Annotated in this window: 27 protein-coding genes; 23 read left to right on the forward strand and 4 right to left on the reverse strand. The window is 62.2% G+C overall.

What is annotated here, in order from left to right:
- Positions 1-2: 2 nt before the first annotated feature.
- The 3 genes from ACFOJE_RS15660 to sthA all read left to right on the forward strand — a co-directional run bounded on the left by ACFOJE_RS15660 (position 3) and on the right by sthA (position 2,764).
- The gene (locus ACFOJE_RS15660; RefSeq protein WP_377815415.1) at positions 3-1,028 is read left to right on the forward strand and encodes an FAD:protein FMN transferase; all 1,026 of its coding nucleotides are present in this window, start codon (positions 3-5) and stop codon (positions 1,026-1,028) included.
- A complete protein-coding gene (gene nqrM, locus ACFOJE_RS15665) occupies positions 1,025-1,249 on the forward strand; it encodes a (Na+)-NQR maturation NqrM (RefSeq protein ID WP_377815417.1) in 225 nt (74 codons plus the stop codon). The genes ACFOJE_RS15660 and nqrM overlap by 4 nt, the downstream gene beginning before the upstream one ends.
- A gap of 120 nt (positions 1,250-1,369) precedes the next feature.
- Positions 1,370-2,764, forward strand: a complete 1,395-nt coding sequence (gene sthA / locus ACFOJE_RS15670) for a Si-specific NAD(P)(+) transhydrogenase (protein WP_377815418.1) — start codon at positions 1,370-1,372, stop codon at positions 2,762-2,764.
- A gap of 42 nt (positions 2,765-2,806) precedes the next feature.
- Here the strand turns inward: sthA and ACFOJE_RS15675 are convergent, their stop codons facing one another.
- Positions 2,807-3,529 (reverse strand): glycerophosphodiester phosphodiesterase, encoded by a 723-nt coding sequence (locus ACFOJE_RS15675; RefSeq protein WP_377815419.1) that lies wholly within the window; start codon positions 3,527-3,529, stop codon positions 2,807-2,809.
- A gap of 436 nt (positions 3,530-3,965) precedes the next feature.
- On the opposite strand from ACFOJE_RS15675, the gene ACFOJE_RS15680 reads away from it, so the two are divergent.
- Genes ACFOJE_RS15680 through ACFOJE_RS15690 form a run of 3 tightly spaced genes read left to right on the forward strand, consistent with a single transcriptional unit; the run spans position 3,966 to position 7,154 of the window.
- Positions 3,966-5,216: a lipoprotein-releasing ABC transporter permease subunit gene (locus ACFOJE_RS15680; protein ID WP_377815421.1), complete on the forward strand. Its 1,251-nt coding sequence runs from the start codon at positions 3,966-3,968 to the stop codon at positions 5,214-5,216.
- Positions 5,209-5,907: a lipoprotein-releasing ABC transporter ATP-binding protein LolD gene (gene lolD, locus ACFOJE_RS15685; protein ID WP_377815422.1), complete on the forward strand. Its 699-nt coding sequence runs from the start codon at positions 5,209-5,211 to the stop codon at positions 5,905-5,907. Before ACFOJE_RS15680 ends, lolD begins: the two co-directional genes overlap by 8 nt.
- Before the next feature lie 2 nt (positions 5,908-5,909).
- The gene (locus ACFOJE_RS15690; protein ID WP_377815424.1) at positions 5,910-7,154 is read left to right on the forward strand and encodes a lipoprotein-releasing ABC transporter permease subunit; all 1,245 of its coding nucleotides are present in this window, start codon (positions 5,910-5,912) and stop codon (positions 7,152-7,154) included.
- Position 7,155: 1 nt separating this feature from the next.
- On the opposite strand, the gene ACFOJE_RS15695 is transcribed toward ACFOJE_RS15690, so the two are convergent.
- Complete coding sequence (locus tag ACFOJE_RS15695; protein WP_377815426.1) at positions 7,156-7,683, reverse strand: DUF2062 domain-containing protein; 528 nt, start codon at positions 7,681-7,683, stop codon at positions 7,156-7,158.
- Between the two features lie 144 nt (positions 7,684-7,827).
- On the opposite strand from ACFOJE_RS15695, the gene ACFOJE_RS15700 reads away from it, so the two are divergent.
- From ACFOJE_RS15700 to murB, 8 genes are all read left to right on the forward strand, one after another.
- Entirely contained in the window at positions 7,828-10,038 is a 2,211-nt protein-coding gene (locus ACFOJE_RS15700; protein WP_377815428.1) for a DNA internalization-related competence protein ComEC/Rec2, read from the forward strand.
- 71 nt (positions 10,039-10,109) lie between these two features.
- The gene (locus tag ACFOJE_RS15705) at positions 10,110-10,742 is read left to right on the forward strand and encodes a MotA/TolQ/ExbB proton channel family protein (RefSeq protein WP_377815429.1); all 633 of its coding nucleotides are present in this window, start codon (positions 10,110-10,112) and stop codon (positions 10,740-10,742) included.
- Positions 10,739-11,167 carry an ExbD/TolR family protein gene (locus ACFOJE_RS15710; protein ID WP_377815430.1) on the forward strand — a complete coding sequence of 143 codons (429 nt, stop codon included), beginning with the start codon at positions 10,739-10,741 and terminating at the stop codon, positions 11,165-11,167. The genes ACFOJE_RS15705 and ACFOJE_RS15710 overlap by 4 nt, the downstream gene beginning before the upstream one ends.
- The gene (gene lpxK / locus ACFOJE_RS15715; RefSeq protein WP_377815431.1) at positions 11,167-12,168 is read left to right on the forward strand and encodes a tetraacyldisaccharide 4'-kinase; all 1,002 of its coding nucleotides are present in this window, start codon (positions 11,167-11,169) and stop codon (positions 12,166-12,168) included. The genes ACFOJE_RS15710 and lpxK overlap by 1 nt, the downstream gene beginning before the upstream one ends.
- Positions 12,169-12,234: 66 nt before the next feature.
- Positions 12,235-12,420: a Trm112 family protein gene (locus ACFOJE_RS15720; RefSeq protein WP_377815432.1), complete on the forward strand. Its 186-nt coding sequence runs from the start codon at positions 12,235-12,237 to the stop codon at positions 12,418-12,420.
- Entirely contained in the window at positions 12,417-13,181 is a 765-nt protein-coding gene (gene kdsB, locus ACFOJE_RS15725; RefSeq protein WP_377815433.1) for a 3-deoxy-manno-octulosonate cytidylyltransferase, read from the forward strand. Before ACFOJE_RS15720 ends, kdsB begins: the two co-directional genes overlap by 4 nt.
- Complete coding sequence (locus ACFOJE_RS15730; RefSeq protein ID WP_377815435.1) at positions 13,181-13,645, forward strand: low molecular weight protein-tyrosine-phosphatase; 465 nt, start codon at positions 13,181-13,183, stop codon at positions 13,643-13,645. The genes kdsB and ACFOJE_RS15730 overlap by 1 nt, the downstream gene beginning before the upstream one ends.
- Complete coding sequence (gene murB, locus ACFOJE_RS15735; protein WP_377815436.1) at positions 13,642-14,661, forward strand: UDP-N-acetylmuramate dehydrogenase; 1,020 nt, start codon at positions 13,642-13,644, stop codon at positions 14,659-14,661. Before ACFOJE_RS15730 ends, murB begins: the two co-directional genes overlap by 4 nt.
- Positions 14,662-14,820: 159 nt before the next feature.
- Here the strand turns inward: murB and rne are convergent, their stop codons facing one another.
- Positions 14,821-18,057, reverse strand: coding sequence for a ribonuclease E (gene rne / locus ACFOJE_RS15740; RefSeq protein WP_377815437.1), 3,237 nt, complete (start codon positions 18,055-18,057; stop codon positions 14,821-14,823).
- A gap of 559 nt (positions 18,058-18,616) precedes the next feature.
- Here rne and rluC point away from each other — a divergent pair.
- Genes rluC through ACFOJE_RS15755 form a run of 3 tightly spaced genes read left to right on the forward strand, consistent with a single transcriptional unit; the run spans position 18,617 to position 21,223 of the window.
- Positions 18,617-19,570: a 23S rRNA pseudouridine(955/2504/2580) synthase RluC gene (gene rluC / locus ACFOJE_RS15745; protein ID WP_377815438.1), complete on the forward strand. Its 954-nt coding sequence runs from the start codon at positions 18,617-18,619 to the stop codon at positions 19,568-19,570.
- Positions 19,563-20,246 carry an HAD-IA family hydrolase gene (locus tag ACFOJE_RS15750; protein WP_377815439.1) on the forward strand — a complete coding sequence of 228 codons (684 nt, stop codon included), beginning with the start codon at positions 19,563-19,565 and terminating at the stop codon, positions 20,244-20,246. Before rluC ends, ACFOJE_RS15750 begins: the two co-directional genes overlap by 8 nt.
- 2 nt (positions 20,247-20,248) lie before the next feature.
- Positions 20,249-21,223, forward strand: coding sequence for a S49 family peptidase (locus ACFOJE_RS15755; protein ID WP_377815440.1), 975 nt, complete (start codon positions 20,249-20,251; stop codon positions 21,221-21,223).
- A gap of 65 nt (positions 21,224-21,288) precedes the next feature.
- On the opposite strand, the gene ACFOJE_RS15760 is transcribed toward ACFOJE_RS15755, so the two are convergent.
- On the reverse strand, positions 21,289-21,867 hold the full coding sequence (locus ACFOJE_RS15760; RefSeq protein WP_377815441.1) for a Maf family protein: 579 nt from the start codon (positions 21,865-21,867) through the stop codon (positions 21,289-21,291).
- 104 nt (positions 21,868-21,971) lie between these two features.
- On the opposite strand from ACFOJE_RS15760, the gene ACFOJE_RS15765 reads away from it, so the two are divergent.
- The 6 genes from ACFOJE_RS15765 to acpP all read left to right on the forward strand — a co-directional run bounded on the left by ACFOJE_RS15765 (position 21,972) and on the right by acpP (position 25,932).
- Positions 21,972-22,499 carry a YceD family protein gene (locus tag ACFOJE_RS15765; protein WP_377815443.1) on the forward strand — a complete coding sequence of 176 codons (528 nt, stop codon included), beginning with the start codon at positions 21,972-21,974 and terminating at the stop codon, positions 22,497-22,499.
- A 13-nt stretch (positions 22,500-22,512) separates the two neighbouring features.
- Positions 22,513-22,695: a 50S ribosomal protein L32 gene (gene rpmF, locus ACFOJE_RS15770; RefSeq protein ID WP_007160601.1), complete on the forward strand. Its 183-nt coding sequence runs from the start codon at positions 22,513-22,515 to the stop codon at positions 22,693-22,695.
- Between the two features lie 3 nt (positions 22,696-22,698).
- Positions 22,699-23,715 carry a phosphate acyltransferase PlsX gene (plsX, locus tag ACFOJE_RS15775; RefSeq protein ID WP_377815444.1) on the forward strand — a complete coding sequence of 339 codons (1,017 nt, stop codon included), beginning with the start codon at positions 22,699-22,701 and terminating at the stop codon, positions 23,713-23,715.
- Positions 23,716-23,810: 95 nt separating this feature from the next.
- A complete protein-coding gene (fabD, locus tag ACFOJE_RS15780) occupies positions 23,811-24,749 on the forward strand; it encodes an ACP S-malonyltransferase (RefSeq protein WP_377815445.1) in 939 nt (312 codons plus the stop codon).
- A gap of 14 nt (positions 24,750-24,763) precedes the next feature.
- Positions 24,764-25,507, forward strand: a complete 744-nt coding sequence (fabG, locus tag ACFOJE_RS15785) for a 3-oxoacyl-ACP reductase FabG (protein ID WP_377815446.1) — start codon at positions 24,764-24,766, stop codon at positions 25,505-25,507.
- 188 nt (positions 25,508-25,695) lie between these two features.
- Positions 25,696-25,932, forward strand: a complete 237-nt coding sequence (acpP, locus tag ACFOJE_RS15790; RefSeq protein WP_003283670.1) for an acyl carrier protein — start codon at positions 25,696-25,698, stop codon at positions 25,930-25,932.
- The last annotated feature ends 145 nt before the right edge of the window (positions 25,933-26,077 follow it).

Here is a 26,077-nt window from a genome sequence, read left to right on the forward strand (position 1 = left end):
CTATGCGTCTTGCAGTATTCAAGCCCGTTCTCGCGGTTGCCTTGGCGACCGTGTTGACGGGCTGTTTCGTTTCTGAACGGGTCGAGAGTTTCGGCGGACCCACCATGGGCAGTACCTATTCGGTGAAGTTCGTGTCCGGGAAGGGCGTGCCCGCCAAGGAAGTGCTGCAACACGAGACCGAGGCCATTCTGGCCGAGCTCGACCAGCAGCTCTCTACCTATCGCAGCGACTCCGACATCGCTCGCTTCAACGACTTGCCAGCAGGCCGCTGTGAAACCGTGCCTGCCACAATCCGGGAGCTGGTAGCGGCGGGCGAGCGACTCTCCAACGAAAGCGACGGTGCGCTGGATCTGACCGTCGAGCCTCTGCTCGATCTGTGGGGCTTCGGCCCCCATGGCCAGGGCGAGCGGGTTCCTGACGCCGGGGAGATCGCCACGACGCGTCAGCGGATCGGCCATCAACACTTGCGAATCGAGGGCGAGCGCTTGTGCAAGGACGTTCCTCTGCAGGTGGATTTCAACAGCATCGCTGCCGGACATGCGGTCGACCTCGTCTCGGCTCGTCTCGAGTCGCTGGGTGTCGGCAGTTATCTGGTGGAAATCACTGGTGAACTCAAGGCCAAGGGACGGAAGCCGGATGGTGCTCCCTGGCGCATAGCCATCGAGGCGCCGCGGGAGGATGAGAGAGCTGCCCAGAAGGTCATCGACCTCGACGGCTATGCGATATCCACCTCGGGGGACTACCGCAACTATTTCGAGCGCGACGGCAAGCGCTATTCCCATACCATCGACCCGCAGACTGGCGCTCCCATCGATCACCGGCTGGCCGAGGCGACGGTCGCCGATCGCTCCGGACTGAGAGCTGATGGCCTCTCGACCGTATTGATGGTCATGGGAGAGGAGCGGGGGCTGGCCTTCGCCGAACAGCAGGGCATCCCCGCATTCCTGGTGATCCGCCAGGGGACCGAATTCATCACGAAGAGCACCTCGGCCTTCGATCGGTTGTTCGGCAAGGGAGAAGGGCATTGACCTGGCTACTGGTTTTTCTGGTGATGCTGACGGTGGTATTCGGCATGGCGATCGGCGTGATCATGGGGCGCAAGCCCATTGCCGGCTCCTGCGGTGGAATCGCCAATCTGGGGATAGAAAAGGATGACTGCCCGATCTGTGGCGGCAGTCGGGAGAAGTGCGAGGAAGCCAACGCCAAGACCGGCAAGGGCTCCCTCGCGTACGATGCGACCGGAGGCTAGCCATTCCGATGCTTGGCGGGCTGTCATGGCATCGGCATCCGCACCATGGGGATGTGGCGTACCTCACGAATTCGTTAACGACGCGGTGGATCGATTTCCTCCGCGTTTTTAGGAGTACATATGGCTGTCTATAACTACGATGTGGTGGTAATCGGCACAGGGCCTGCCGGAGAGGGTGCGGCGATGAACGCCGTGAAGGCCGGGCGCAAGGTCGCCGTGGTGGATGACCGCCCGCTGGTCGGGGGCAACTGTACCCACCTGGGGACCATTCCTTCCAAGGCGCTGCGCCATTCGGTGCGCCAGATCATGCAGTACAACAACAACCCGCTGTTCCGCCAGATCGGCGAGCCGCGCTGGTTCTCCTTCCCCGATGTGCTGAAGAGCGCCGAGAAGGTCATCGAGAAGCAGGTCACTTCGCGCACTGGCTACTATGCCCGCAACCGCATCGATACCTTCTTCGGTACCGCCAGCTTCTGCGACGAGCAGAGCATCGAAGTGGTCTGCCTCAACGGCATGGTCGAGAAGCTGGTGGCCAAGCAGTTCGTCATCGCCACCGGCTCGCGTCCGTATCGCCCGGCTGACGTCGACTTCACCCATCCGCGGATTTACGACAGCGATACCATCCTGCACCTGAGCCATACCCCGCGCAAACTGATCATCTATGGCGCAGGCGTTATCGGTTGCGAATATGCATCCATCTTCAGCGGTCTGGGCGTGATGGTCGATCTCATCGACAACCGTGACCAGTTGCTCAGCTTCCTCGACGACGAGATCTCTGACGCCCTCAGCTATCACCTGCGCAACAACAACGTGCTCATTCGTCACAACGAGGAGTACGAGCGGGTCGAGGGGCTGGACAACGGCGTGATCCTGCACCTGAAGTCCGGCAAGAAGATCAAGGCCGACGCCTTCCTCTGGAGCAACGGCCGCACCGGCAACACCGACAAGCTGGGGCTGGAGAACATCGGCCTCAAGGCCAACAGCCGCGGTCAGATCCATGTCGACGAGCATTACCGTACCGATGTCGGCAACATCTATGCGGCAGGGGACGTGATCGGCTGGCCGAGCCTGGCCAGTGCCGCCTACGATCAGGGCCGCTCGGCAGCCGGCAGTATCACCGAGAACGACAGCTGGCGCTTCGTCGATGACGTTCCGACCGGCATCTACACCATTCCGGAGATCAGTTCGGTCGGCAAGACCGAGCGCGAACTGACCCAGGCGAAGGTTCCCTACGAAGTCGGCAAGGCCTTCTTCAAGGGAATGGCCCGTGCCCAGATCGCCGTCGAGCCGGTGGGGATGCTGAAGATCCTGTTCCATCGCGAGACCCTGGAAGTGCTGGGCGTGCACTGCTTCGGTTACCAGGCTTCGGAGATCGTCCACATCGGCCAGGCGATCATGAACCAGAAGGGCGAGGCGAATAGCCTCAAGTACTTCATCAACACCACCTTCAACTACCCGACCATGGCCGAGGCCTATCGGGTGGCGGCGTACGACGGCCTCAATCGGCTTTTTTGAAGGGCTCCGATCGGTGGCCTGAGCCGGTCGGAGAGGATGAATTCAGCCTTTCCCGAGAGTGGCAATGGCCAAACCGGGAAAGTCTGTGATCAGGCTGTCTACGCCGAAATCGGCGAGCCGGCGCATCAGCGCCGGCTCGTTCACTGTCCATACCGAGACGTGCAGTCCCTGTTGCTGGGCCTTCAGCAGGCGTTCCGGGGTGCAGAGCGTCCAGTTCAGCGCAAGCAGATCGCAGCCGTAATTCTTGGCCACCTTCAACGGATCGAGCCAGGCATATTCGGCCACCAGTCCGCGTGACAGATCCGGGGTCAGCTGTTCAAGGGCGCGTAGCACCGTCCGCGAACTGGAGGTGACGGTGATCTTTCGCAGCAGCTCATAGCGTTCCGCCAGTTCCCGGATGGCCAGTACCATGCGTTCGGCACGCACCCGTGATGCGCTTTTGACTTCCAGTTGCCAATGCTCGAAGTCGCATTTCTCGAACAGCTCCGCCAGGCGTGGAATGGGACAGGACTGGACCCAGCCGGGACCGCCGAGGCGCGCGTCATAAGTCATCAGCTCCTGCGCATCGTGTTCGGAGACCTTGCCGCGGCGGCCGGTCGTGCGCTTCAGGGTGGGGTCGTGGATGACCATCAGTTCTCCATCTTGGGACAGATGCAAATCCAGTTCGCAGCGACGTACCCCGCGTTCGAGGCAGCGCCGAAAGCTGGTCAAGGTGTTTTCCGGTGCTTCGCCCTTGGCGCCGCGATGGCCATAGATGAGGGTCACTATCGTTCCTTCCTGGATGAATTGCCCGGCTGATGACGGTGAGCGTGTCGATGATCCGGGAATCTGCAATGAATCGCTCGAGCCGGCAAGGGGGATGAGAGCCGGCTCTTGAAAGAGGATGCGTACGTCGTATCCCCAAACGATGGAGAAGAGGCGATGCGCCGTATGAACTTCTTTTTCCAGGGGGCATGCGCCGCCAGTCCTTCGCGCCGGCGACGAAGCCTTTTCTGTGAGCTGCATCGGACAATGTGGCTTGCTCTGGCGCCCGCCAAGGGCGGGAATTCCAGTGTCATCCCGTCCTCGATAGGGTAGTATGCCCGACGATTTTCACCTCTCGCGGCGTGTTCCGGTACGGCCGACCGGTTCGCTCGCAGGTTGTCCGCCAAGGCCGGCCTTCGAGGTGTTCTCCTTTTGCCGACGGTAACAATCCTTTTTTATGTATAGACCGCTGTCCGTCTTTCTCGGCATGCGTTACACGGGTGCCAAACGTCGCAGCCATTTCGTTTCGTTCATTTCACTGACCTCGATGATCGGACTGGCGCTGGGCGTGCTGGTGATGATCGTGGTGCTGTCGGTGATGAATGGTTTCGACCACGAAATGCGCACTCGGGTGTTGGGCATGGTGCCCCATGCGACCATCGAGAGCCCGGTGCCGATAGACGACTGGCCCGGTCTGGCCGTACGGGTGGAACAGCATCCGGGGGTTGTCGCGGTAGCGCCCTTCACCCAGATGCAGGGTTTGCTGACGCACGACGGCCAGGTGCAGAAGGTGTTGATCAACGCCATCGAACCGCAACTGGAGCCGAGCGTGTCGATCATTGGCGACTTCTTTCGCGAAGGAGGGCTGACATCCCTCGAGCCCGGCGGATTCGGCATCCTCATCGGGGACAAGGCGGCAGCCAAGCTGGGCGTGGGCGTCGGCGACAGGGTCACCTTCGTCGCACCGGAGGTGACGGTCACTCCCGCGGGCATGTTCCCGCGCATGAAGCGCTTTACCGTGAAGGGCATTTTCCATGTCGGTGCCGGTGAGCTGGATGGCTATGTGGCGATGGTGCACCTCGACGACCTGGCGCGCCTGCACCGCTGGAAGAGCGGGCAGGTCCAGGGGCTGAGACTCAAGCTCGCCGATCTGTTCCAGGCGCCGCAGACGGCCTGGGACATCGCCGACGATCTGGGCCGCGAGGATTTCTACGCCCGCGACTGGACCCGCACCCACGGGAACCTGTACCAGGCGATCCGCATGGAGAAGACCATGATCGGTCTGCTCCTGCTGCTGATCGTCGCGGTGGCGGCTTTCAACATCATTTCCACCCTGGTCATGGTGGTGACCGACAAGAAGGGCGATATCGCCATCCTGCGCACCCTGGGGGCCACGCCGGGGCAGATCATGGCGACCTTCATGGTTCAGGGCACGGTGATCGGCGTGATCGGGACTTTGGTTGGCGGCGCTCTCGGCATTCTCGCCGCACTCAACGTCAGCGACGGGATCGCCGCCCTCGAAGGGCTACTCGGGCACAAGTTCCTCAGCGCCGACGTTTACTTCATCGACTACCTGCCTTCGCAACTGATGAGCGAGGACGTCGTGCTCGTTTGCGGCGCGGCGTTGTTGCTGAGTTTCTTTGCCACCCTGTACCCGGCCTGGCGTGCGGCGCGTACCCAGCCCGCGGAGGCCCTGCGTTATGAGTGAGATCGCTATGAAAGATCGGGCCGTGCTCAGTTGCCGCAATCTGGGCAAGTGTTACGAGGAGGGGCCGCAGTCGGTGGTGGTGCTCTCCGGTCTGGAGCTGGAGCTGCACCCGGGCGAGCGGGTGGCCATCGTCGGCAGTTCCGGCTCCGGCAAAAGTACCCTGCTGAACCTGCTCGGCGGTCTGGATACGCCGAGCGAGGGCAGCGTCTGGCTGGCCGGTGAGGAGCTCTCGGCGCTCAACGAGAAGGAGCGGGGCCTGCTGCGCAACCGTGCGCTCGGTTTCGTCTACCAGTTCCACCATCTGCTGCCCGAATTCACCGCCATGGAGAATGTCTGCATGCCTCTGCTGATCGGCCGCACGCCGATCGCCGAGGCCCGCCAGCGTGCCGGCGAACTGCTCCAGCGGGTCGGTCTGGGGCATCGCATGAACCACAAGCCGGCGGAGCTCTCGGGCGGTGAGCGTCAGCGGGTAGCCATTGCCCGCGCGCTGGCCAACCGGCCCGGATTGGTGTTGCTCGACGAACCGACCGGCAACCTCGATCAGCACACGGCGCAGAGCATCCAGGAGCTGATGCTGGAGCTCAGTGTGTCGCTGCGCACGGCCTTTCTGGTGGTGACTCACGATCCCCAGTTGGCCCGGCAGATGGATCGGGTATTGCGTCTGGAAGATGGTCGACTGATAGCGGAGTGAGCATGTTTCGTCCCCTGGCGGTCTTCATCGGTGCCCGATATACCCGGGCCAAGCGGCGCAACCACTATATTTCCTTCATTTCCCTGACCTCGATGCTCGGGCTCGCTCTTGGCGTTCTGGCGATGATCGTGGTGCTCTCGGTCATGAACGGCTTCCAGAAGGAGATGCGCGTCCGCATCCTGGGGCTGGTGCCCCATGCCGGTATCGCGGGCCTCCAGCCCCTCGACGACTGGCGTCCCCTGGCCGAGGCTGCGCTAAGGCATCCCGAGGTGCAGGCGGTAGCCCCGCTCACCGAACTGGAGGGAATGCTGTCCTACAAGGGCAGCATGCAGCCTATCCAGGTCCAGGGCATCGATCCGCAAGAGGAGCCCAAAGTATCCATCGTCGGCGAGCACATGCAGCAGGGGCACCTGGATGCGCTGATCCCCGGCGAGTTCGGTGTCGTCATCGGCGAGATAACGGCCCGGCGCTTCTCCCTGCAGGTCGGCGACAGGCTGACCCTGATCGTGCCCGAGCTGAGCGACACCCCGGGCGGCATCACTCCGCGTATGCAGCGCCTGACGGTGGTGGGGATATTCAAGGTCGGTGCCGAGCTGGATGGTTCGCTGGCATTGATTCACATGGCCGATGCCGCGCACCTCCAGCACTGGCAGTCCGGCCAGGTGCAGGGGATACGGCTGGCCATGAAGGATCTCTACCAGGCGCCCCAGGTCGCGGCGCGCATCGCTGCGGAGCTGGGCTCGGGATATAGGGCTAGCGACTGGACCCAGACCCAGGGAAGCCTGTTCAGCGCCATGAAGATGGAGAAGACCATGATCGGTCTGCTCCTGCTGCTGATCGTCGCGGTGGCGGCTTTCAATATCATCGCGACACTGATCATGGTGGTCGCCGACAAGGGGGCCGATATCGCCATTCTGCGTACGCTGGGGGCGACGCCCAGGCAGATCATGGCCATCTTCATGGTCCAGGGCACGGTGATCGGCTCGGTCGGTACATTGGTCGGAGCGGTGCTGGGAGTGCTCGCCGCGCTCAACGTGAGTGAGCTGGTCGGCTGGTTGGAGCGCTTCAGCGGTCAACGGATACTGAGTTCCGATGTCTACTTCGTCAGCTATCTACCGTCCGATCTGCAGGCGCTGGATGTGCTGCTGATTTGCACGGCGGCCTTCGTCCTGAGTTTCCTTGCCACGCTCTATCCATCCTGGCGCGCCGCGCAGATCGAACCGGCCGAGGCCTTGCGGTACGAATAGATCAGAGCACCGGTTTGCGCCGGCGCTGCTGGCGCTTCAGCCAAGCGCGCCGGACCCACCAGCGCCAATAGATCATGGTCGCGAAGTAACCGACGATCCCGAGGACGATGCCGGTGACGATCGATCCGACCAGCATCGGCTCCCAGAGTGTGGTAAGCCGTTCTGTGATCCAGTCCATGGTTATTTCACTGGGCAGATGCAGCGGCGGGGTATCCAGCACCCAAGAGCCTACTTTGTAGGTACAGTAGAAAACCGGAGGCATGGTCAGGGGGTTGGTCAGCCAGACCAGGCCGATGGAGATCGGTAGATTGGCACGAACCGGAATGGCCAGGCTGGCGGCGAGCAGCATCTGCATCGGCAGCGGGATGAAGGCGCTGAACAGACCCACGGCCATGGCGCGTGCCACCGAGTGGCGATTCAGGTGCCAGAGGTTGGGATCGTGGATCAAGCTACCGAGAAAGCGCAGGGATTTGTGCTCCCTGATGCTATCCGGATGCGGCATATAGCGCTTGAAGATACGACGAGGCATGACGGGGCTCATAAGATCTGAAGCGTCGCTATTATGCACCGATTGGTGACAAGATGCCTGCCGTCCGGCTCTGTTTCGCCTCGGATTCCCCGTGCCCCTCGGGAGACGACGGGCGGTAGTTGAGGGCATGCCATGCGCACAAGGATGTTGGCGCTCGCTGCAGGACTGCTCGTCCTGCGTTTCCTTCCGGCTTTGCCACCCACATGGCTATGGCTGCTGTTGCTGCTGGTCGGATTTGCGTGTCTGTTCTTTCGTCGTGTCTTGCCTGCCCTGTTCCTGCTGGGGGTGGGCTGGGCCTGCCTGTCCGCCCAGTGGGCGCTGGAAGATCGCCTGGCGGTCGATCTGGATGGCCGCACCCTGTGGCTGGAGGGGCGGGTGGTCGGACTGCCCGAGGTGCGCGACGGTACGGTACGCTTCCAGTTGGAGGATGCGCGTTCGCGCCGTGCCGATTTGCCGCAGCGTCTGCGCCTGACTTGGCGCTCCGGGCCACCGCTGCACGCCGGAGAGCGATGGCGTCTGGCGGTCGCTCTTGAGCGACCGCGGGGACTGGTCAACCCTCATACCTTCGATTATGAAGCCTGGCTTCTGGCACGGCGCGTCGGTGCGACCGGAACGATCAAGGCTGGCGAGTTGCTGAGTCCGGCGCAGGGCGCGGGCAGTTGGCGGGATGAGATCCGTCGGCGGCTGCATGGAGTCGAAGCATTCGGGCGCGAGGGGGCCATCTCTGCCCTGGTGGTGGGAGATGGTTCCGGGTTGTCCACGGCGGACTGGCGGCTGTTGCAGGACACCGGCACGGTGCACCTCATGGTCATCTCCGGGCAGCATGTGGCCCTGCTCGCCGGCGTGCTCTACGGCCTGGTCGCTTGCCTGGCGCGTCTTGGCCTATGGCCGCGGCGCTTGCCATGGTTGCCCTGGGCCTGCGGTCTGGCCTTCGCCGGCGCATTGGGCTACGGCTGGCTCGCGGGGTTCGAGGTGCCGGTGAGGCGCGCCTGCGTGATGCTCGGCATGGTTCTGATCTGGCGTCTGCGCTTTCGTCATCTTGGCGTCTGGCTGCCCTTTCTCCTGGCCCTGGATACGGTATTGCTGCTCGAGCCGCTGGCCAGTTTGCAGCCGGGGTTTTGGCTGTCCTTCGCCGCAGTGGCGATTCTCGTCTTGGCCTTTGGCGGGCGCCTGGGCGTTTGGCCATGGGCACAGGCCCTCTGGCGCGCCCAGTGGGCAACCGCGCTCGGCCTGCTGCCACTGTTGCTGGCACTGGGACTGCCGATCAGCGCCAGTGGCCCCCTGGCCAATCTAATCGCGGTGCCCTGGGTCAGCGTCGGCGTGGTACCGCTGGCTCTACTCGGCACCCTGTTACTGCCGGTACCCGTTGTCGGGGAGAGCATGCTGTGGCTGGCTGGAGCACAGCTCGAGGGGGTGTTCCGGCTGCTGGGGATGATCGCCGAAGCCTCGCCGGCCTGGTTGCCACATGCCGTACCGCTCTGGGGCTGGCTGCTCGCCGCGCTCGGCACGCTGCTGCTCCTGCTTCCGGCAGGATTGCCCCTGCGGGCATTGGGGCTGGCTCTGCTTCTGCCCTTGGCCTTTCCGCCCGTGGATCGGGTGCCTCGCGCCCGCGTCGAGGTATGGCTGCTGGATGTGGGGCAGGGCTTGTCCGTACTGCTGCGCACCCGTAACCATGCCTTGCTCTACGATGCGGCTTCGCGCTTCGGCGAGTTCGATCTGGGCGAGCGGGTCGTAGTGCCCGCGCTGCGTGGTCTCGGGGTAAGGAGTCTTGACCTTCTGCTGCTCAGCCACGCCGACGGGGATCACGCCGGAGGCTCCCTGGCCGTGCAGCGCGGACTCCGGGTAGGCGAGGTGCTTGCCGGGGAGGCCGCCGCATTACCCGCATCGCTGGCCGCTCAGCCCTGTACCGCTCGGCAATGGCGATGGGATGAGGTAAGTTTTTCCATATGGCACTGGCCACAGGCGGGAAATGGCAATCAGGCCTCGTGCGTGCTGCTGGTCGAGGCCAACGGCGAGCGTTTGCTACTGACCGGCGATATCGACACCGCTGCCGAGCGGGTATTGGTCTACAGCCGATTTTCTCCACCGGTCGACTGGTTGCTGGCGCCACATCATGGCAGTCGCAGCTCTTCCTCCATGGACCTGTTGCAGGCGCTGGCGCCGCGTGCGGTGCTGATCTCCCGCGGTTGGCACAACGCTTTCGGGCACCCTCATCCGACCGTTCTGGCCCGTTATCGCAGCCTCCCGGCGGAGGTCTACGACACCGCCCGCCTGGGGGCCGTGCATTTGCGTCTGGGGGATCGGGGAGCGGCTATCGGTTTGCGCGAGCAACCCCGCTTCTGGCGGGAAAAATGAGAACGGCGGCCGTCGGCGGTAGGGTAGGCCTGTGCTAGAGTTGCGCCACTTTTTCCAGGGGGATCTGCCACGTGTGGGAGCTTGTTAAAGCCGGCGGTATCATGATGCTGCCGATCATTCTCTGTTCCATCGTTGCTGTGGGCATCATCGCCGAGCGCTTGTGGACCTTGCGGCCAAGCCGCATCACGCCGCCGCATCTGCTCGGTCAGGTTTGGCGCTGGATCAAGGACAAACAGCTGACCAACAGCAAACTGAAGGAGCTGCGGGCGAATTCCCCGCTGGGGCAGATCCTCGCTGCCGGCCTGGCCAACTCCAAGCATGGCCGCGAGGTCATGAAGGAGTGCATCGAGGAGGCCGCCGCCCGGGTCATCCACGATCTCGAGCGTTATCTCAATGCTCTGGGCACCATCGCCGGCATCGCTCCCTTGCTCGGCCTGCTCGGTACCGTGCTAGGAATGATCGAGATCTTCGGCAGCTTCATGGGGTCCGGTATGGCCAACGCCTCGCAGCTCGCCGGCGGCATCTCCACCGCTCTGATCACTACCGCCGCCGGCCTGTTCGTGGCCATCCCGTCGTTGTTCTTCCATCGCTATCTGCAGCGCCGCGTCGATGAGTTGGTGGTCGGCATGGAGCAGGAAGCGATCAAGCTGGTGGAAGTGCTACAAGGGGATCGCGAGGTCGATCTCAGCGAGGGCAAGGCGTGAAATTCCGGCGCAAACCGCGGGAGAACGTCGAGATCAATCTGGCATCCCTGATCGATGTCGTGTTCATCCTGCTGCTGTTCTTCGTGGTCAGTACCACCTTCAACCGCGAAACCCAGCTCAAGGTCGATCTGCCTGAGGCGGCCAGCGGTACGCCGCCCGAGCAGAGCGAGCAGAAGCAGCTGGAGGTGCTGATCGATGCCAATGGCGGCTACTCGGTGAACGGGCAGGCGCTGCACGAAAGCAATCTGGACAACCTGATGCGTGCCTTGCAGAAGGAGTCGGCGGGCGACAGCCATCTGCCGCTGATCATCAGTGCCGATGCCAAGACTCCGCACCAGGCGGTCATCACCGCCATGGACGCTGCCGGCAAGCTCGGCTTCGCCCATCTGCGTATCACCACAGTCGAGGCCCAGGCGGCGCCCTGATGGCTTTTTCCGACCGACTGGTCGATGCCTGGTATCGGGGGCATCCATCCCTGATCCTGCTGCGTCCGCTGGAGGCGCTCTACCGGCAAGTGGTGCGAGGTCGGCGCGAGCGTTTCCTGCGAGGCCAAGGCGACATCTATCGCGCGCCGGTGCCAGTGCTGGTGGTGGGTAATATCACCGTCGGCGGCACCGGAAAAACCCCGTTGATCCTCTGGCTGATCGAGCATTGCCGTCGCCGTGGACTCAGGGTTGGTGTGGTCAGTCGTGGTTACGGGGCCAGGCCGCCGCGCCTGCCCTGGCGAGTAACCGCCGAGCAGTCGGCCGAGCAGGCCGGCGACGAGCCTCTACTGATCGTTCGGCGCAGCGGCGCCCCCCTGGTGATAGATCCGGACCGGGCGCGCGCCGTACGGGCACTACTTGCGGAAGAGCCGCTCGATCTCATCCTCTGCGACGACGGTCTGCAGCATTACCGGCTAGCCCGCGACCTGGAGCTGGCGCTCGTCGATGCGGAGCGCGGCTTCGGCAATCGTCGCTGCTTGCCGGCGGGGCCTTTGCGCGAGCCGATCGAGCGGCTCGACGGCGTGGATGCCGTACTCTTCAATGGTGTCGGTGAAGCTCTGCCAGGGAGCTACGCTTTCCGCCTGCAGCCGACAGCCCTGGTTCATCTCTCCAGCGGTGAGCGCAGGTCCCTCGAGCATTTCCCTGCCGGTCAAGTGCTTCATGCAGTAGCCGGTATCGGCCATCCCCGGCGTTTCTTCGCGACGCTCGAGGCGCTACACTGGCGCCCGATTCCGCATGCCTTCGCCGACCATGCCCGCTATAGCGCCGAGCTGCTGCATTTCAGTCCCGCGCTGCCGATCGTCATGACGGAGAAGGATGCGGTGAAGTGCCATAGTTTCGCCACCGACGATTGCTGGTATCTGGCGGTCGATGCGCTCCCCTCGCCAGTCTTCGTCGACTGGCTCGATACCGCGCTGATCCGTCTGCTGCCAGCGCGCTGAGCCTGCTGCGTGCCGGGTTCGTAGCAGCCGTCGTTGCCTACTCTCCATCGCCTTCAAGGATTCCTCATGGACCCCAAACTTCTCGACATTCTCGCCTGCCCGCTCTGCAAGGGGCCGCTGAAGCTGGCCGATGACAAATCCGAGCTGATCTGCAAGGCCGATGGCTTGGCTTTCCCGGTGCGTGACGGCATCCCGGTGATGCTGGAGGGGGAGGCGCGCACCCTGAGCGTCGACGAGCGCCTGGACAAATGAGCACTGTCTTCAGCGTGGTGATTCCGGCTCGCTTCGCCTCCAGCCGATTGCCGGGTAAGCCGCTTCAGACCATTGCCGGCAAGCCGATGATCCAGCACGTCTGGGAGCAGGCTTGCCAGAGTGCGGCGCAACAAGTGGTCGTCGCCACCGACGATGCGCGTATCGTTGAGGCTTGCCGTGCGTTCGGAGCCGAAGTGCTGCTGACCAAGAGTGAGCACAATTCCGGCACCGACCGCCTGGCGGAAGTGGCCGGTCAGTTGGGCCTGGCCAGTAATGCCATCGTGGTCAACGTGCAAGGGGACGAGCCGCTGATCCCGCCGGCGATCATCGATCAGGTTGCGGCCAATCTCGCGGCTCATCCGGAGGCTGCTATCGCCACCTTGGCCGAGCCTATCATCGATGTCGAGACGCTCTTCAATCCCAACGTGGTGAAGGTGGTGTCCGATCTGAACGGGTTGGCCCTGACCTTCAGTCGGGCGCCCCTGCCCTGGGCGCGGGATGACTTCGCGAGCGGGCGCGCGCTGCTGCCGACCGGCGTGCCATACCGCCGGCACATCGGAATCTATGCCTATCGGGCGGGTTTTCTCCACGACTTCGTCGCCTGGGGGCCATGCTGGCTGGAAAATACCGAGTGCCTGGAGCAGTTGCGTGCGCTCTGGCACGGCGTGCGCATTCACGTGGCCGACGCCCTGCAAGCGCCGCCGGCCGGGGTCGATACGCCGGAAGATCTGGAGCGCGTGCGGCGCCTGCTGGAGGCCTGATGCGCATCCTCTTCGTTTGTCTCGGCAATATCTGCCGTTCGCCAACTGCCGAAGGGGTTTTCCGCCAGCGGGTGAGGGCGGCGGGACTCGAGCAGCGTGTCCTCGTCGACTCGGCTGGCACCGGTGACTGGCATGTCGGCAAGGCACCGGACAACCGGACCCGGCGGGCCGCCCTACGGCGTGGTTACGATCTGTCGGGCCAACGTGCCCGTCAGGTCTGCCGGGAGGACTTCTCCCGTTTCGACCTGATCCTGGCCATGGACCGTGCCAATCTGGGCGATCTGCGGGCGCTGCGTCCGCAAGGGGCATCGGCCGAACTGGATCTCTACCTGCGTCGTTATGCCTTGGAGCGGGATGAGGTGCCGGATCCCTACTACGGCGGGGAGGACGGTTTCGAGCAAGTGCTGGACCTGATCGAGCAGGCCAGCGACCGGTTGCTGGCGGAAGTCCGGGGGTGTCTGTGACGCTGCTGGTGCAGGAAAAGATTTCCCTCAAACCCTTCAATACGTTCGGAATCGATGCGCAGGCACGCTTGTTCGCCGAAGCGCATGACGACGATGACGTGCGTACCGCGCTGAGGTTGGCAAAGGAGTACCGGCTTCCGCTGCTGGCGATCGGAGGTGGCAGCAATCTGCTGCTCACCGGCGATGTCGAGGCTTTGGTGCTACGCATGGCCGGCCGCGGTATCCGTGTTCTGCATGATCGGGACGAGCAGGTGATCATTGAGGCGGAGGCAGGTGAGCCCTGGCATCCCTTCGTACTGCGTACCCTGGGGATGGGTTTGGCAGGGTTGGAGAACCTCAGCCTGATCCCGGGCACGGTCGGGGCGGCGCCGGTGCAGAACATCGGGGCCTATGGCGTGGAACTGAAGGATCGTTTCGCCGGACTCACGGCGCTGGATCGCCAGACGGGCGAGTTGTGCGAGTTCATTCCGCAGAACTGTGCCTTCGGTTATCGCGACAGCCTGTTCAAGCGCGAAGGCGGGCGCTGGCTGATCCTGCGCGTGCGCTTTTCTCTGCAGCGTACGGCGCGGCTGCACCTGGAATACGGCCCCGTGCGCCAGATGCTGCTGGAGCAGGGCATCCAGTCGCCGACGCCAGCCGATGTGAGCCGGGTGATTTGTGCCATTCGCCAAGCGAAGCTGCCCGCCCCCTCGGTGCTGGGCAATGCTGGCAGCTTCTTCAAGAATCCCGTGGTCGACGCAGAACAGGCCTCGCGCTTGCGCGGCGATTACCCGGGTCTGGTGACTTATCCCCAGGCCGATGGCCGGTTCAAGCTAGCTGCCGGTTGGCTGATCGAGCGGGCCGGCTGGAAAGGTTATCGGGATGGTGACGCCGGTGTTCACGGCCTGCAGGCGCTGGTGCTGGTCAACTATGGCCAGGCAAGCGGCCGGCAAGTGCTGGAGCTGGCCGAGCGCATTCGTGCAGATATAAGAGACCGCTTCGGCGTCTGGCTGGAAATCGAGCCTAACGTTATTTGAGCCTGTTCCCAGTCTGTTCTTTGCTTCAACCTCTCATCCTGTTTCCATATCGCTGAAACTGCCTCGTTTCGCGGCCAACAGATTTCATTCGGTAACGATTTCTCAGGCAAATAAAAAAGGGGATGCTCTCGCATCCCCTTTTCTGGAGCCTGGTCTCTATCAGGCGTGCGGCTTTGCCTCTACCTTGGCCGGCTGTTCGTCGGCGTCGAGTCCAGGCTGTACAGCTTCTTTGCTTTCACCTTGCGGCTCGCTCTTCACCTCGGCAGGCTGCTCGGGTTCGATAACGGGCATGACTTCAGCCTTGGGTGCCTCGTCTTCAGCGACCGTTTCCGGTTGTTCCTCCCGCGGGAGCGGTGCCTGAGTAAGCGGCTCGACCTCTGCCGCCTGAGTGGTCTGGATCGGCTGCTCGATGGTTGCCATCTTGGCACCGGTTTCGGGTTCCGGCTGCTCAGCTGACTCTTGGATCGCTGCCTGCTCTACGGCCGCAATCGGCTCGGGAGTGGTTACCCGCTCTGCCTCGGCGATCTTCGCGGCTTCGGCCGCCTCGCGGGCCAGGCGCTCGGCCTCGCGCCTGCGACGGCGCACTTCACGCGGATCATTGGCGGCACGTCCGCTGCTCGGTTGTTCCTGCGGAGCCGGTTCAGCCGCTTGAGGGGGCGTTGCGGCTTCCTCTACTGCAGGTGCAGGTTGGGGAGCTGGCTGTTCGATCACAACGGGCGCTATTTCAGCCGGTGGGGCCGGCTGTTCCCCGGAAACCTCCAGCTCGGCAGTCTGGGACTCAGCCGAAGCTTGTTCTGCCGAGGCTGCAGGTGCCTGGGTGGTCTCCGCTGCCACTGCGATTTCGTGGGCGATACTCGGCTCAATGGCCACTGCTTCCGCTTCCTGAGGCTTGGCGATATCGGTTTCCGCGGCTGCCGTGGTGGCTTGCTCGGCCTCGGTCGACAGGCTCTCGACGGCGACGGCGGTTACCATGGCTGCGGCCGGCTCGACGACGGTCGGCGCTTCCTCGCCAACTTCGATCTCGTTGCCCAGGCTGTCGCGCTGGCGTTCGCGACGGTTGCTGCGACGGCGCTGGCCGCGCGAGCGACGGCGCGGACGCTCTTCTTCGCCGGCCTCCTGGTCCGCAGTTTCCAGAGTTTCCTCAACAGCGGGTTGGGCTTCCTCTTCGGTCAGCTCTGCAGTTCTCTGCAGGCGCTCTTCGCGTGGCGGGCGCGGCTGGCGTTCTTCGCGGGGGGGGCGCTGTGGGCGCTCTTCCGTCGAGGTCTCCTGAGTGTCCAGCGGCTCGCGCAGTTCGCGCTTGCGCTCTTCGCGACCGGGCCGAGGTTGACGCTCTTCGCGTGGAGGACGCTCGCGACGCGGTTCCTGGGGCTCCCGGGCCTCGACGGCTTCGCGCGGTTGGCGCTCCTCGCGGAACTGGCGTTCGCGGCGTGGCTCCTGGGTTTCGCGGGCTTCGATGGTTTCGCGCGGTTGGCGTTCTTCACGCACTTGACGCGGCAGGCGCTCCTCGCGAGTCGGGCGCTCCTCCCTCGGCTTGCGTTCCTCTTCCCGGCCTGCGCGGCCTTCACGGCGGCGGTTCTGCTGGCGGGAGCTGCGGCGCTCCTCGCTGCGTGCCTGACGCTCGACCTCGGCTGCCGGTTTTTCGATGATGGCAGGTTTGGCTGCTTCCTTGCCGGCGAACAGGCTGACCAGGGACTTCACCAAGCCTCGGAACAGGCTCGGCTCGGGCGCACGTTGCGGGACTGCAGGGGCCGGGGCGGGGATCGGAGCAGGGGCCGCTTCGACTGGAGTCGGAGCCGGTGCGGTGCGCTGCGGGGCGGTCTTCACAGCGGCCTCTTGGCGCACCAGCGTGCGGGTGGCGCTGATTGGCTGGGTTTCTTCCACCTCGGACGGCGTCATCTCGTAGCTGGACTGGCCGCTCAGGACTTCTGGGCTATCGTCGCGCAGGCGCTGCACTTCGAAGTGCGGGGTTTCCAGGTGGTCGTTGGGCAGGATGACGATGCGTGCGCGGGTGCGCAGTTCGATCTTGGTGATCGCGTTGCGCTTCTCGTTGAGCAGGAAGGCGGCAACCGGGATCGGTACTTGGGCGCGCACCTCGGCGGTACGGTCCTTCAGGGCCTCCTCCTCGATTAGGCGCAGGATGGCCAGGGAGAGGGATTCGACATCGCGGATGATGCCTTGGCCGTTACAGCGTGGGCAGACGATGCCGCTGGTCTCGCCGAGGGATGGACGCAGGCGCTGGCGGGACATTTCCAGCAGGCCGAAGCGCGAGATGCGACCGACCTGCACGCGGGCACGGTCGGCCTCCAGGCACTCGCGTACGCGGTCTTCCACGGCACGCTGGTTCTTCGCCGGGGTCATATCGATGAAGTCGATGACGATCAGGCCGCCGATGTCGCGAAGGCGCAGTTGGCGGGCGATCTCTTCGGCCGCTTCCAGGTTGGTCTGCAGCGCCGTTTCTTCGATGTCGCCGCCCTTGGTGGCGCGCGCCGAGTTGATATCGATGGAGACCAGAGCCTCGGTCGGATCGATGACGATCGAGCCGCCGGATGGCAGTTTCACTTCACGCTGGAAGGCGGTTTCGATCTGGCTCTCGATTTGGAACCGGTTGAACAGCGGTACGCTGTCCTCGTACAGCTTGATCTTGCTGGCATACTGCGGCATCACCTGGCGGATGAAGCTCAGGGCTTCTTCCTGGGCCTCGACGCTATCGATCAGCACCTCACCGATGTCCTGGCGCAGATAGTCGCGAATCGCGCGGATAATGACGTTGGATTCCTGGTAGATCAGGAAAGGGGCAGAGCGGTCGAGGGAGGCTTCCTTGATCGCGGTCCACAACTGTACCAGGTAGTCGAGGTCCCACTGCAGCTCCTCACTGGAGCGTCCGAGGCCTGCAGTGCGCACGATCAGGCCCATGTCGGCAGGGGCGTTGAGGCCGTTCAGCGCCTCGCGCAGCTCGTTGCGCTCTTCGCCCTCGATGCGACGGGAAATGCCGCCGGCTCTCGGGTTGTTCGGCATCAGCACCAAGTAGCGGCCGGCGAGGCTGATGAAGGTGGTTAGGGCCGCGCCCTTGTTTCCGCGCTCTTCCTTCTCGACCTGGACAATGACTTCCTGGCCCTCGCGTAGCACTTCCTTGATGTTGACGCGCCCTTCCGGGGTCTTGGTGAAGTACTCGCGGGAGATTTCCTTGAGGGGCAGAAAGCCGTGACGCTCTGCGCCGAAGTCCACGAAGGCGGCTTCCAGGCTTGGCTCGATACGCGTAATGCGGCCCTTGTAGATGTTGGCCTTCTTCTGCTCACGCGCGCCCGACTCGATATCTAGGTCGTACAGGCGTTGGCCGTCGACCAGGGCAACACGCAACTCTTCGGGCTGAGTCGCGTTAATCAGCATTCTTTTCATGTAGTACCGTTCGGTTTCCGGGCTGCCGGAAACGGCGACAGGCACACACGACTCTCGCGGTCGGTGACAGGGGCGTTCAGGAAAGGCTGTCAACCATTCCCGTGTCTAGCAACGCACGGCTGGTGGCCGGGTCGCGACTACGTCTCCTGCTTTACTGTTGTGGCAGAAAGCAATCTATCAGGAGGAGGAATCGATCATCGGCAGCGGACGCCTGAGTGCGTCTTGAATCAAGCTTGCAGCTACGCAATCCGATGACTGTGCATCTCCACCCTGCACGTATCCTTTGAAAATCGGGTGCCGTTCGCAGAATCCGCAGCGAGTTGGCATTTACGCAGGCTCCTTGGAGCGTGCGCTTTAGCTCGGGCTATTTTTGGGGCTTCGCGAGCATGCGGCGATGGCCCTTTGGACGGCCTTACGTCCTGGATCGGGTAGCATGCGGCTGGGATGGCTGTCTTGCTTTCCGCCCATCCACTGGCCTGGCCGCTTCTTGGCGGCGTTCGCGACTATAGCAGTAATCAATAAGTGCTTCAATTCCATTAAAAATTGCTATGATATTCGGATGACTAATCCCATCTCTCCGATCTCTGGCGTTCAATTGCTTGAGGTTGCGCCGGAGTTTGCCGGCCAGCGTATCGATAATTTCCTCCGTACCCAGCTCAAAGGAGCGCCCAAGACCCTGATCTACCGCATTCTGCGCAAGGGCGAAGTGCGCGTGAACAAAGGTCGGGTCAAGCCTGAATACAAGTTGCAGGCCGGGGACGTCGTGCGTGTTCCGCCTCTGCGCCTGGCGGAGCGCGACGAGCCGGCGCCGGTGGCGCAGGGATTGCTGGAGCGGCTTGATGCATCCATCGTCTACGAGGACAAGGCGCTGATCGTGCTGAACAAGCCGGCCGGCATCGCTGTCCATGGCGGCAGCGGGCTTAATTATGGCGTGATTGAAGCATTCCGCCAGTTGCGTCCCGAGGCGAAGGATCTGGAGTTGGTGCATCGTCTCGATCGAGATACTTCCGGGCTGTTGATGATCGCGAAGAAGCGCAGCATGTTGCGTCACTTGCACCAGGCTTTGCGTGGGGATGGCGTCGACAAGCGCTATATGGCGTTGGTGCGCGGGGCGTGGCCGTCTGCCAAGAAACAGGTCAGTGCGCCGCTGCGGAAGAACAATCTACGCTCTGGTGAGCGTATGGTTGAGGTCAGTGACGAGGGTAAGGAGGCGCTGACAGTCTTTCGTGTTCTACGTCGTTTCGGTGATTTCGCCACGCTGGTGGAGGCTCGCCCGGTGACCGGCAGGACGCACCAGATTCGTGTGCATGCCAAGTATGCGGGGCATTCCATCGCTGGTGATGCCAAATATGGCGATGATGAATTTACTCGCGAGATTCGTGTGTTGGGCGGCAAGCGTCTGTTCCTCCATGCCTACTCGTTGGTCGTGCCGCTGCCTGATGGGGGCGAGCTTCGACTTGAGGCGCCTGTGGATGAAATGTGGGAGCAGGCCTTGGAGCGTCTGAGTGTCTGATTACCAACTGCTGATTTTCGATTGGGATGGCACCCTGGCCGACTCCATCGGTCGCATTGTCGAGTCTATGCGTTTGGCTGCGCGAGCTTGCGATCTGGAGCTGCGTACTGACGAAGAGATAAAAGGCATCATCGGGCTGGGACTGCCCGAGGCAATTCGCGCCCTGTATCCGGAGACGTGTGATCCGCAGGTGCTGCGGCGTGTCCAGTTGCTGTACGGCGAGCATTATCTGTCTCTGGAAGGTCAGCCTTCGGCGTTATTCCCTGGGGTGGTCGAGTCCCTGGAGGCATTCCGCTCAGCGGGCTATCGCCTGGCGGTCGCGACCGGTAAGACCCGGCGCGGGCTCGACAGGGTTCTGGCGAACTACGGCTGGCTGGATTACTTCGATGTGACCCGCTGTGCGGACGAAACCGCGAGTAAGCCGGATCCGCGCATGTTGCACGAGATTCTTGCTCATTGCCGGGTGTCACCTGGAGGCGCCCTGATGGTGGGGGATTCCGCTTTCGATCTGCAGATGGCTCGACAAGCCGGTATGGGGGCGGTGGCAGTAGGGTATGGGGCGCAGCCCCTGGATATGTTGCGTTTGTATGAGCCATGCCTGGCTATCGAGAGCTTTCTGGAGTTGCGGGCCTGGCTTGAGGTTCAGCAATTGGGTGTCGACGTTGGAGTGAGCTGAGTATGGCGGACGAGTGGAAGGCGCCGAAGGATGATGGCGATGGCAAGAGCTGGAGGCTTCTCGAGAAGACCCTGCTGGCGGGAATTCAGGAGCAGCGGCGATCGCGGCGCTGGGGGATCTTCTTCAAGCTGCTGGCTTTTGTCTATCTGTTCGTTGCGTTGGTGCTGTTTGCTCCGGTGCCTACCCTCAGGGAGGCTGCGCACGGTGGTGCTCACACGGCGCTGATCGAAATTCGCGGCATGATCGCCGATGAGGAGCCGGCTGGTGCCGACAATATCGTCACTAGCCTGCGGGCGGCCTTCAAGGATAAGCAGACCAAGGGGGTGGTGCTGCGTATCAACAGCCCTGGCGGCAGCCCCGTGCAGTCGGGCTATATCTATGACGAAATTCACCGTCTGCGCGGCAAGTATCCGGAAGTCAAGGTCTATGCGGTGATTTCGGATCTCGGGGCTTCCGGGGCCTACTATATCGCCAGTGCGGCTGACGCCATCTATGCCGACAAGGCTAGTCTGGTCGGGTCGATCGGCGTTACCGCTGCTAGCTTCGGTTTCGTCGAGACGATGGGCAAGCTGGGGGTCGAGCGTCGCGTCTATACGGCCGGCGAGCACAAGGCCTTCCTCGATCCGTTCCAGCCGCAGAAGGAAGATGAGGTGCGCTTCTGGCGTGGGGTGCTGGATGTCACCCATCGGCAGTTCATCGAAAGCGTCAAGCGAGGGCGGGGGGATCGCTTGAAGGATGCTGAGTATCCCGAACTGTTTTCCGGGTTGGTCTGGTCCGGTGAGCAGGCTGTGCAGTTGGGGTTGGTCGATGGGTTGGGGAGTGCCAGTTATGTGGCTCGCGAGGTGATCGGGGAGGAGGAGCTGGTCGATTTCACCGTGCATGAGAGCCCGTTCGATCGCTTTGCCAAGAAGATCGGTACCAGTGTGGCGGAGCGGCTTGCGCTGTGGATGGGCTTCCAGGGGCCTGTATTGCGCTAGTTCTGGATTGATTCTGAGGAGGCCTGGTTAATCCGGGCCTTTTGCGTTTGTCGGCTATTGGCGGTTCAGGGGATCTGGATGCCTTCGGCGAGTAGCATGTCTACTAGGCGAATCAATGGCAGTCCTATGAGGCTGGTTGCGTCCTCACCCTCCGTGCTGCGGAATAGGCTGACCCCCAGTCCTTCGGACTTGAAACTGCCGGCGCAGTCGAAAGGCTGTTCCGCCTTCAGGTATCGCTCAATGCGTCTCTCGTCCAGTTGGCGGAAGTTCACTCTGAATGGGATGCTGTCAACCTGTAATCTGCCGCTGGCGCTGTTCAGCAAGGCTAGTCCTGTTAGGAAGGTTACGCTGCTGCCGCTGGCGGCCGTCAGTTGAGCTTTCGCTCTCTGGAAATCATGAGGCTTGCCGAGAATCTGTTCGTTCAATACCGCTACCTGGTCCGAGCCGATGATCAGGTGCCGTGGATAGCGCTCAGCGAGAGCCTGGGTCTTTTCGATGGAGAGCCTTCTGACTAGTCTCTCTGCGCTTTCTCCTGGGTGTGGCATCTCGTTGATGGAGGGGGTGGCGTGGGCGAAGGGGATGCGGAGGCGAGCGAGCAACTCCCGGCGATAGCTTGAGCTGGAGGCGAGCACGAGGGGTGGCATGTTGTTCTCCTTCAAAAGGCCTAATTCTAACTGTGTCGCCAGTTGGCGGGCAGGACGGAAATTTCTTTGACAGCGCCTCGGGGCATCCCTAGAATGCCGCCCCTATGTTGAATGGGCCGATTCCACCTCACGTTGATCCTCGCAAGCTGGCTGATCGTGGCGTAACTCTTAGGGGTGAGCTACAGCTGGCTGATTTGCCGCGTCTCTGCGATCCGCTCGCGGAGCATGCAGGTGTTGTTCGCGCACAGATTCACTTTGAGCGTGACGAGCGCATGACAGCGGTGATTCACAGCGAGCTCGACGTGGAGGTCAAAATGGTTTGCCAGCGCTGTCTGGAGCTGGTCGCCCTGCCGATCCACAGCGAATGCGACTATGCCGTGGTGAGGGAGGGGGCGAACACTCAGTCGCTTCCCAAGGACTACGACGTGCTGGAGGTTGGGGAAGATCCCTTGGATCTGCTGGCGTTGGTCGAGGATGAGCTGTTGCTTGCCTTGCCCATCGTTCCTCTCCATGACCCTGATGTTTGCCAGCCGCCGGCTGGGCTTGAAGAGCCCTCGCCGAGTGAGGACGAGGTATCTCGGTCCAACCCGTTCAGCGTACTGGCGCAGTTAAAGCGTGATCCAAACGTTTAGGAGTTAATCAGTTATGGCTGTTCAGCAGAACAAAAAATCCCGTTCCGCACGCGACATGCGTCGCTCCCACGACGCTCTCGAAGCCAATGCTCTGTCTGTCGAGAAGAGCACTGGCGAAGTGCATCTGCGCCACCACGTGTCTCCGGACGGTTTCTATCGTGGTCGCAAAGTCATCGACAAGGGCTCCGACGAGTAATCCTTGTCCGCTTTGGTCGTTGCTATAGATGCCATGAGTGGGGACTTCGGTCCCCACTGCATTGTTCCGGCCTGCGTCTCCTCCTTGGCCGAAATCCCCTCGCTGCATTTGGTTCTCGTTGGTCAGGCTCCCCTTCTCGAAGAATTGATCGCCCGTCATCCTTCAGTGGATCGTGCGCGTTTACGGATCGAGCATGCCAGTGACGTAATCGCCATGGGCGAGCGGCCTGCGCAGACTCTACGCAACAAGCCGGACGCTTCCATGCGAGTGGCGTTGGAATTGCTCCAGGAGGGGCGAGTTCAGGCCTGTGTCAGTGCCGGTAATACTGGCGCATTAATGGCTCTTTCCCGGCATATTCTGAAAACCCTGCCTGGCATCGATCGTCCGGCAATGGTTGCTACCATTCCTACCTCGCGTGGCATCTGTCAGTTGTTGGACGTAGGGGCCAACGTGGATTGCACTGCCGAGCAGCTTTACCAGTTTGCGGTTATGGGCTCGGTGGCCGCGCAAGCTCTTGGTATGTCGCGCCCTCGAGTGGCTCTGTTGAACGTCGGTACCGAAGACATCAAGGGCAATCAGCGGGTCAGGATGGCTGCTTCGCTGCTTCAGCGAGCTACAGCGCTGAACTACATCGGCTTCATTGAGGGTGATGGGGTCTATCGTGGCCTGGCCGATGTGGTCGTCTGCGATGGTTTCGTCGGTAACGTCCTGGTGAAGTCCAGCGAGGGGTTGGTGGCTATGATCAACGGAGAGATCAAGGCGCAGTTCGGGAGGAATATCGGAGCGCGATTGGTCGGCGCTTTGGCTTTGCCGTTTTTTCGGCGGCTGAAAACCGAGTTGCGCTCAGGTGCATATAACGGCGCCAGCTTTTTAGGGCTGCAGGGGATAGTAGTGAAGTGCCATGGGGCATCCGGTCCCAAGGAGTTCCAAGGGGCGATTCGGCGCGCCTTGGCTGAGATCCAGCAGAACATGCCGCAGCGATTGCATGGTCGGCTCGAAGGCTTTTTAACCAATCATTGATGTGACCGCTCTGGGCGTGTTGTCATCCAACGGGTACATGTGTCCGGTTATGCCGGATGTTTCCCCGACGATAGATCATTAGGGATCCGTTACATATGTCTGCCTCCCTCGCATTCGTTTTTCCTGGCCAAGGTTCCCAATCGCTTGGCATGCTGGCCGGTTTGGGCGAGCAGCAGAAGCTGGTCATCGACACCTTTGCCGAGGCTTCGGACGCCCTCGACTACGATCTCTGGGCGTTGGCTCAGCAAGGTCCGGAAGAGCGGCTCAATCAAACCGACAAGACCCAGCCGGCGATCTTGGTTGCTTCGATCGCTCTCTGGCGTCTCTGGCAGGCGGAGGGTGGCCCCCGTCCGGCCTTCGTCGCTGGTCACAGTCTCGGCGAGTATTCGGCGTTGGTGGCCGCGGGCAGTCTCGGCTTTGTCGATGCGGTGCGGTTGGTCGAGCGCCGTGGACAGTTGATGCAGGAAGCCGTGCCTGCAGGGCAGGGCGGCATGGCAGCGGTCCTTGGTCTCGAGGATGCCGATGTACTGGCGGCTTGTGCCGAAGCCGCTGAGGGAGAGGTCGTCAGTGCGGTGAACTTCAACGCGCCTGGCCAGGTGGTGATCGCTGGCGCCGCTGGGGCGGTCGGTCGGGCCATCGAAGCGTGTAAGGCGCGGGGTGCCAAGCGTGCCATGGCGCTGCCGGTCAGTGTGCCTTCGCATTGCGCTCTGATGCGTCCTGCTGCGGAGCGCTTTGCGGCTGCGGTCGAGGGGGTCAAGTGGCAAGCGCCGCAGATTCCGCTGGTGCAGAATGCCAGCGCATCGGTGGTGGCGGATCTGGAAACTCTCAAGTGCGATCTGCTGGCGCAGCTCTACAGCCCGGTGCGCTGGGTGGAGTCGATGGTCTGTCTGGCCAGTCAGGGTATCACCGATCTGGTCGAATGCGGTCCGGGTAAGGTGCTCTCGGGACTCAACAAGCGTTGTGTCAAGGGCATTAATACTCACAATCTGGATACCCCCGAGGCTTTCGCTGCCGCTCGTGCCGCGTTGGCCTGAACAGGAGATTGAAGATGAGTTTGCAAGGTAAAGTGGCGCTGGTGACCGGTGCCAGTCGTGGCATCGGTCAGGCGATCGCTCTGGAGCTCGGGCGCCAGGGTGTCGTCGTGATCGGCACTGCCACTTCTGCGGGTGGTGCCGAGCGTATTGCCGAAACCCTGAAGAGCCATGGCGTCGAAGGGGCCGGTCTGGTACTGGACGTATCCAGCGACGAATCCGTAGCCAGTACGCTGGAGCATATCCATCAGCATCTTGGGCAGCCGGCAATCCTCGTAAATAACGCCGGTATCACGCGCGATAATTTGATGCTGCGTATGAAAGATGACGAGTGGAGCGATGTCATCAATACCAACCTGAGCAGTCTCTATCGTTTGTCCAAGGCTGTCCTTCGTAGCATGACCAAGGCTCGCTGGGGGCGTATCATCAATATCGGCTCCGTGGTCGGTGCTATGGGGAATGTCGGTCAGGTCAACTACGCCGCGGCGAAGGCCGGGGTAGAGGGTTTCAGCCGCGCTCTCGCTCGCGAGGTCGGTTCGAGGGGGATTACCGTCAATACGGTGGCGCCTGGCTTCATCGATACGGATATGACTCGTGAGCTGCCGGAAGCCCATCGCAATGCGCTCTTGGCTCAGATCCCTCTCGCTCGTCTGGGGCAGGCCGAGGAGATCGCTCAGGTGGTCGCGTTCCTCGCTTCGGATGGTGCGGCCTATGTCACTGGAGCTACCATCCCGGTGAATGGTGGAATGTACATGAGTTGATGTGACCGGCGCCTTCCGGGCGCAGTCAAAGAGATAGTCTAAAGCCGGAATCGAGCTGCAACGATCGATAGACAGATCGTCGGGGCAGTCCGAACGCGCACGGCTTCAGCTTGAAAAGCAGAAATGCCTTTCTATAAACTAAGCCGCTGTTCATCTGCCTGATTTGTCCATAGGAGTGAAAACAAGGTATGAGCACCATCGAAGAACGCGTCAAGAAAATCGTTGCTGAGCAACTTGGCGTCAAAGAAGAGGAAGTTACCAACAGCGCTTCCTTTGTCGAAGACCTGGGCGCCGACTCTCTTGACACCGTTGAACTGGTGATGGCTCTCGAGGAAGAGTTCGAAACCGAGATCCCGGACGAGCAGGCCGAGAAGATCACCACTGTTCAGGAAGCCATCGATTACATCAATGCGCACGCGCAATAAGTAATCGTCGACTCCCGACCTGGAAAAGCCGCACTGCCCACAAGGCGTGCGGCTTTTCTTTAAAGGCTGCGAATGTTTCACCGCTGCAATCCGTGGACACGTGGCAGGATTTTCATTGGGCGCCGATCGCGCCAGCATGCCTTCA

Source organism: Azotobacter bryophylli, from assembly GCF_042643485.1.
GTDB classification, from domain to species: Bacteria; Pseudomonadota; Gammaproteobacteria; order Pseudomonadales; family Pseudomonadaceae; genus Azotobacter; species Azotobacter bryophylli.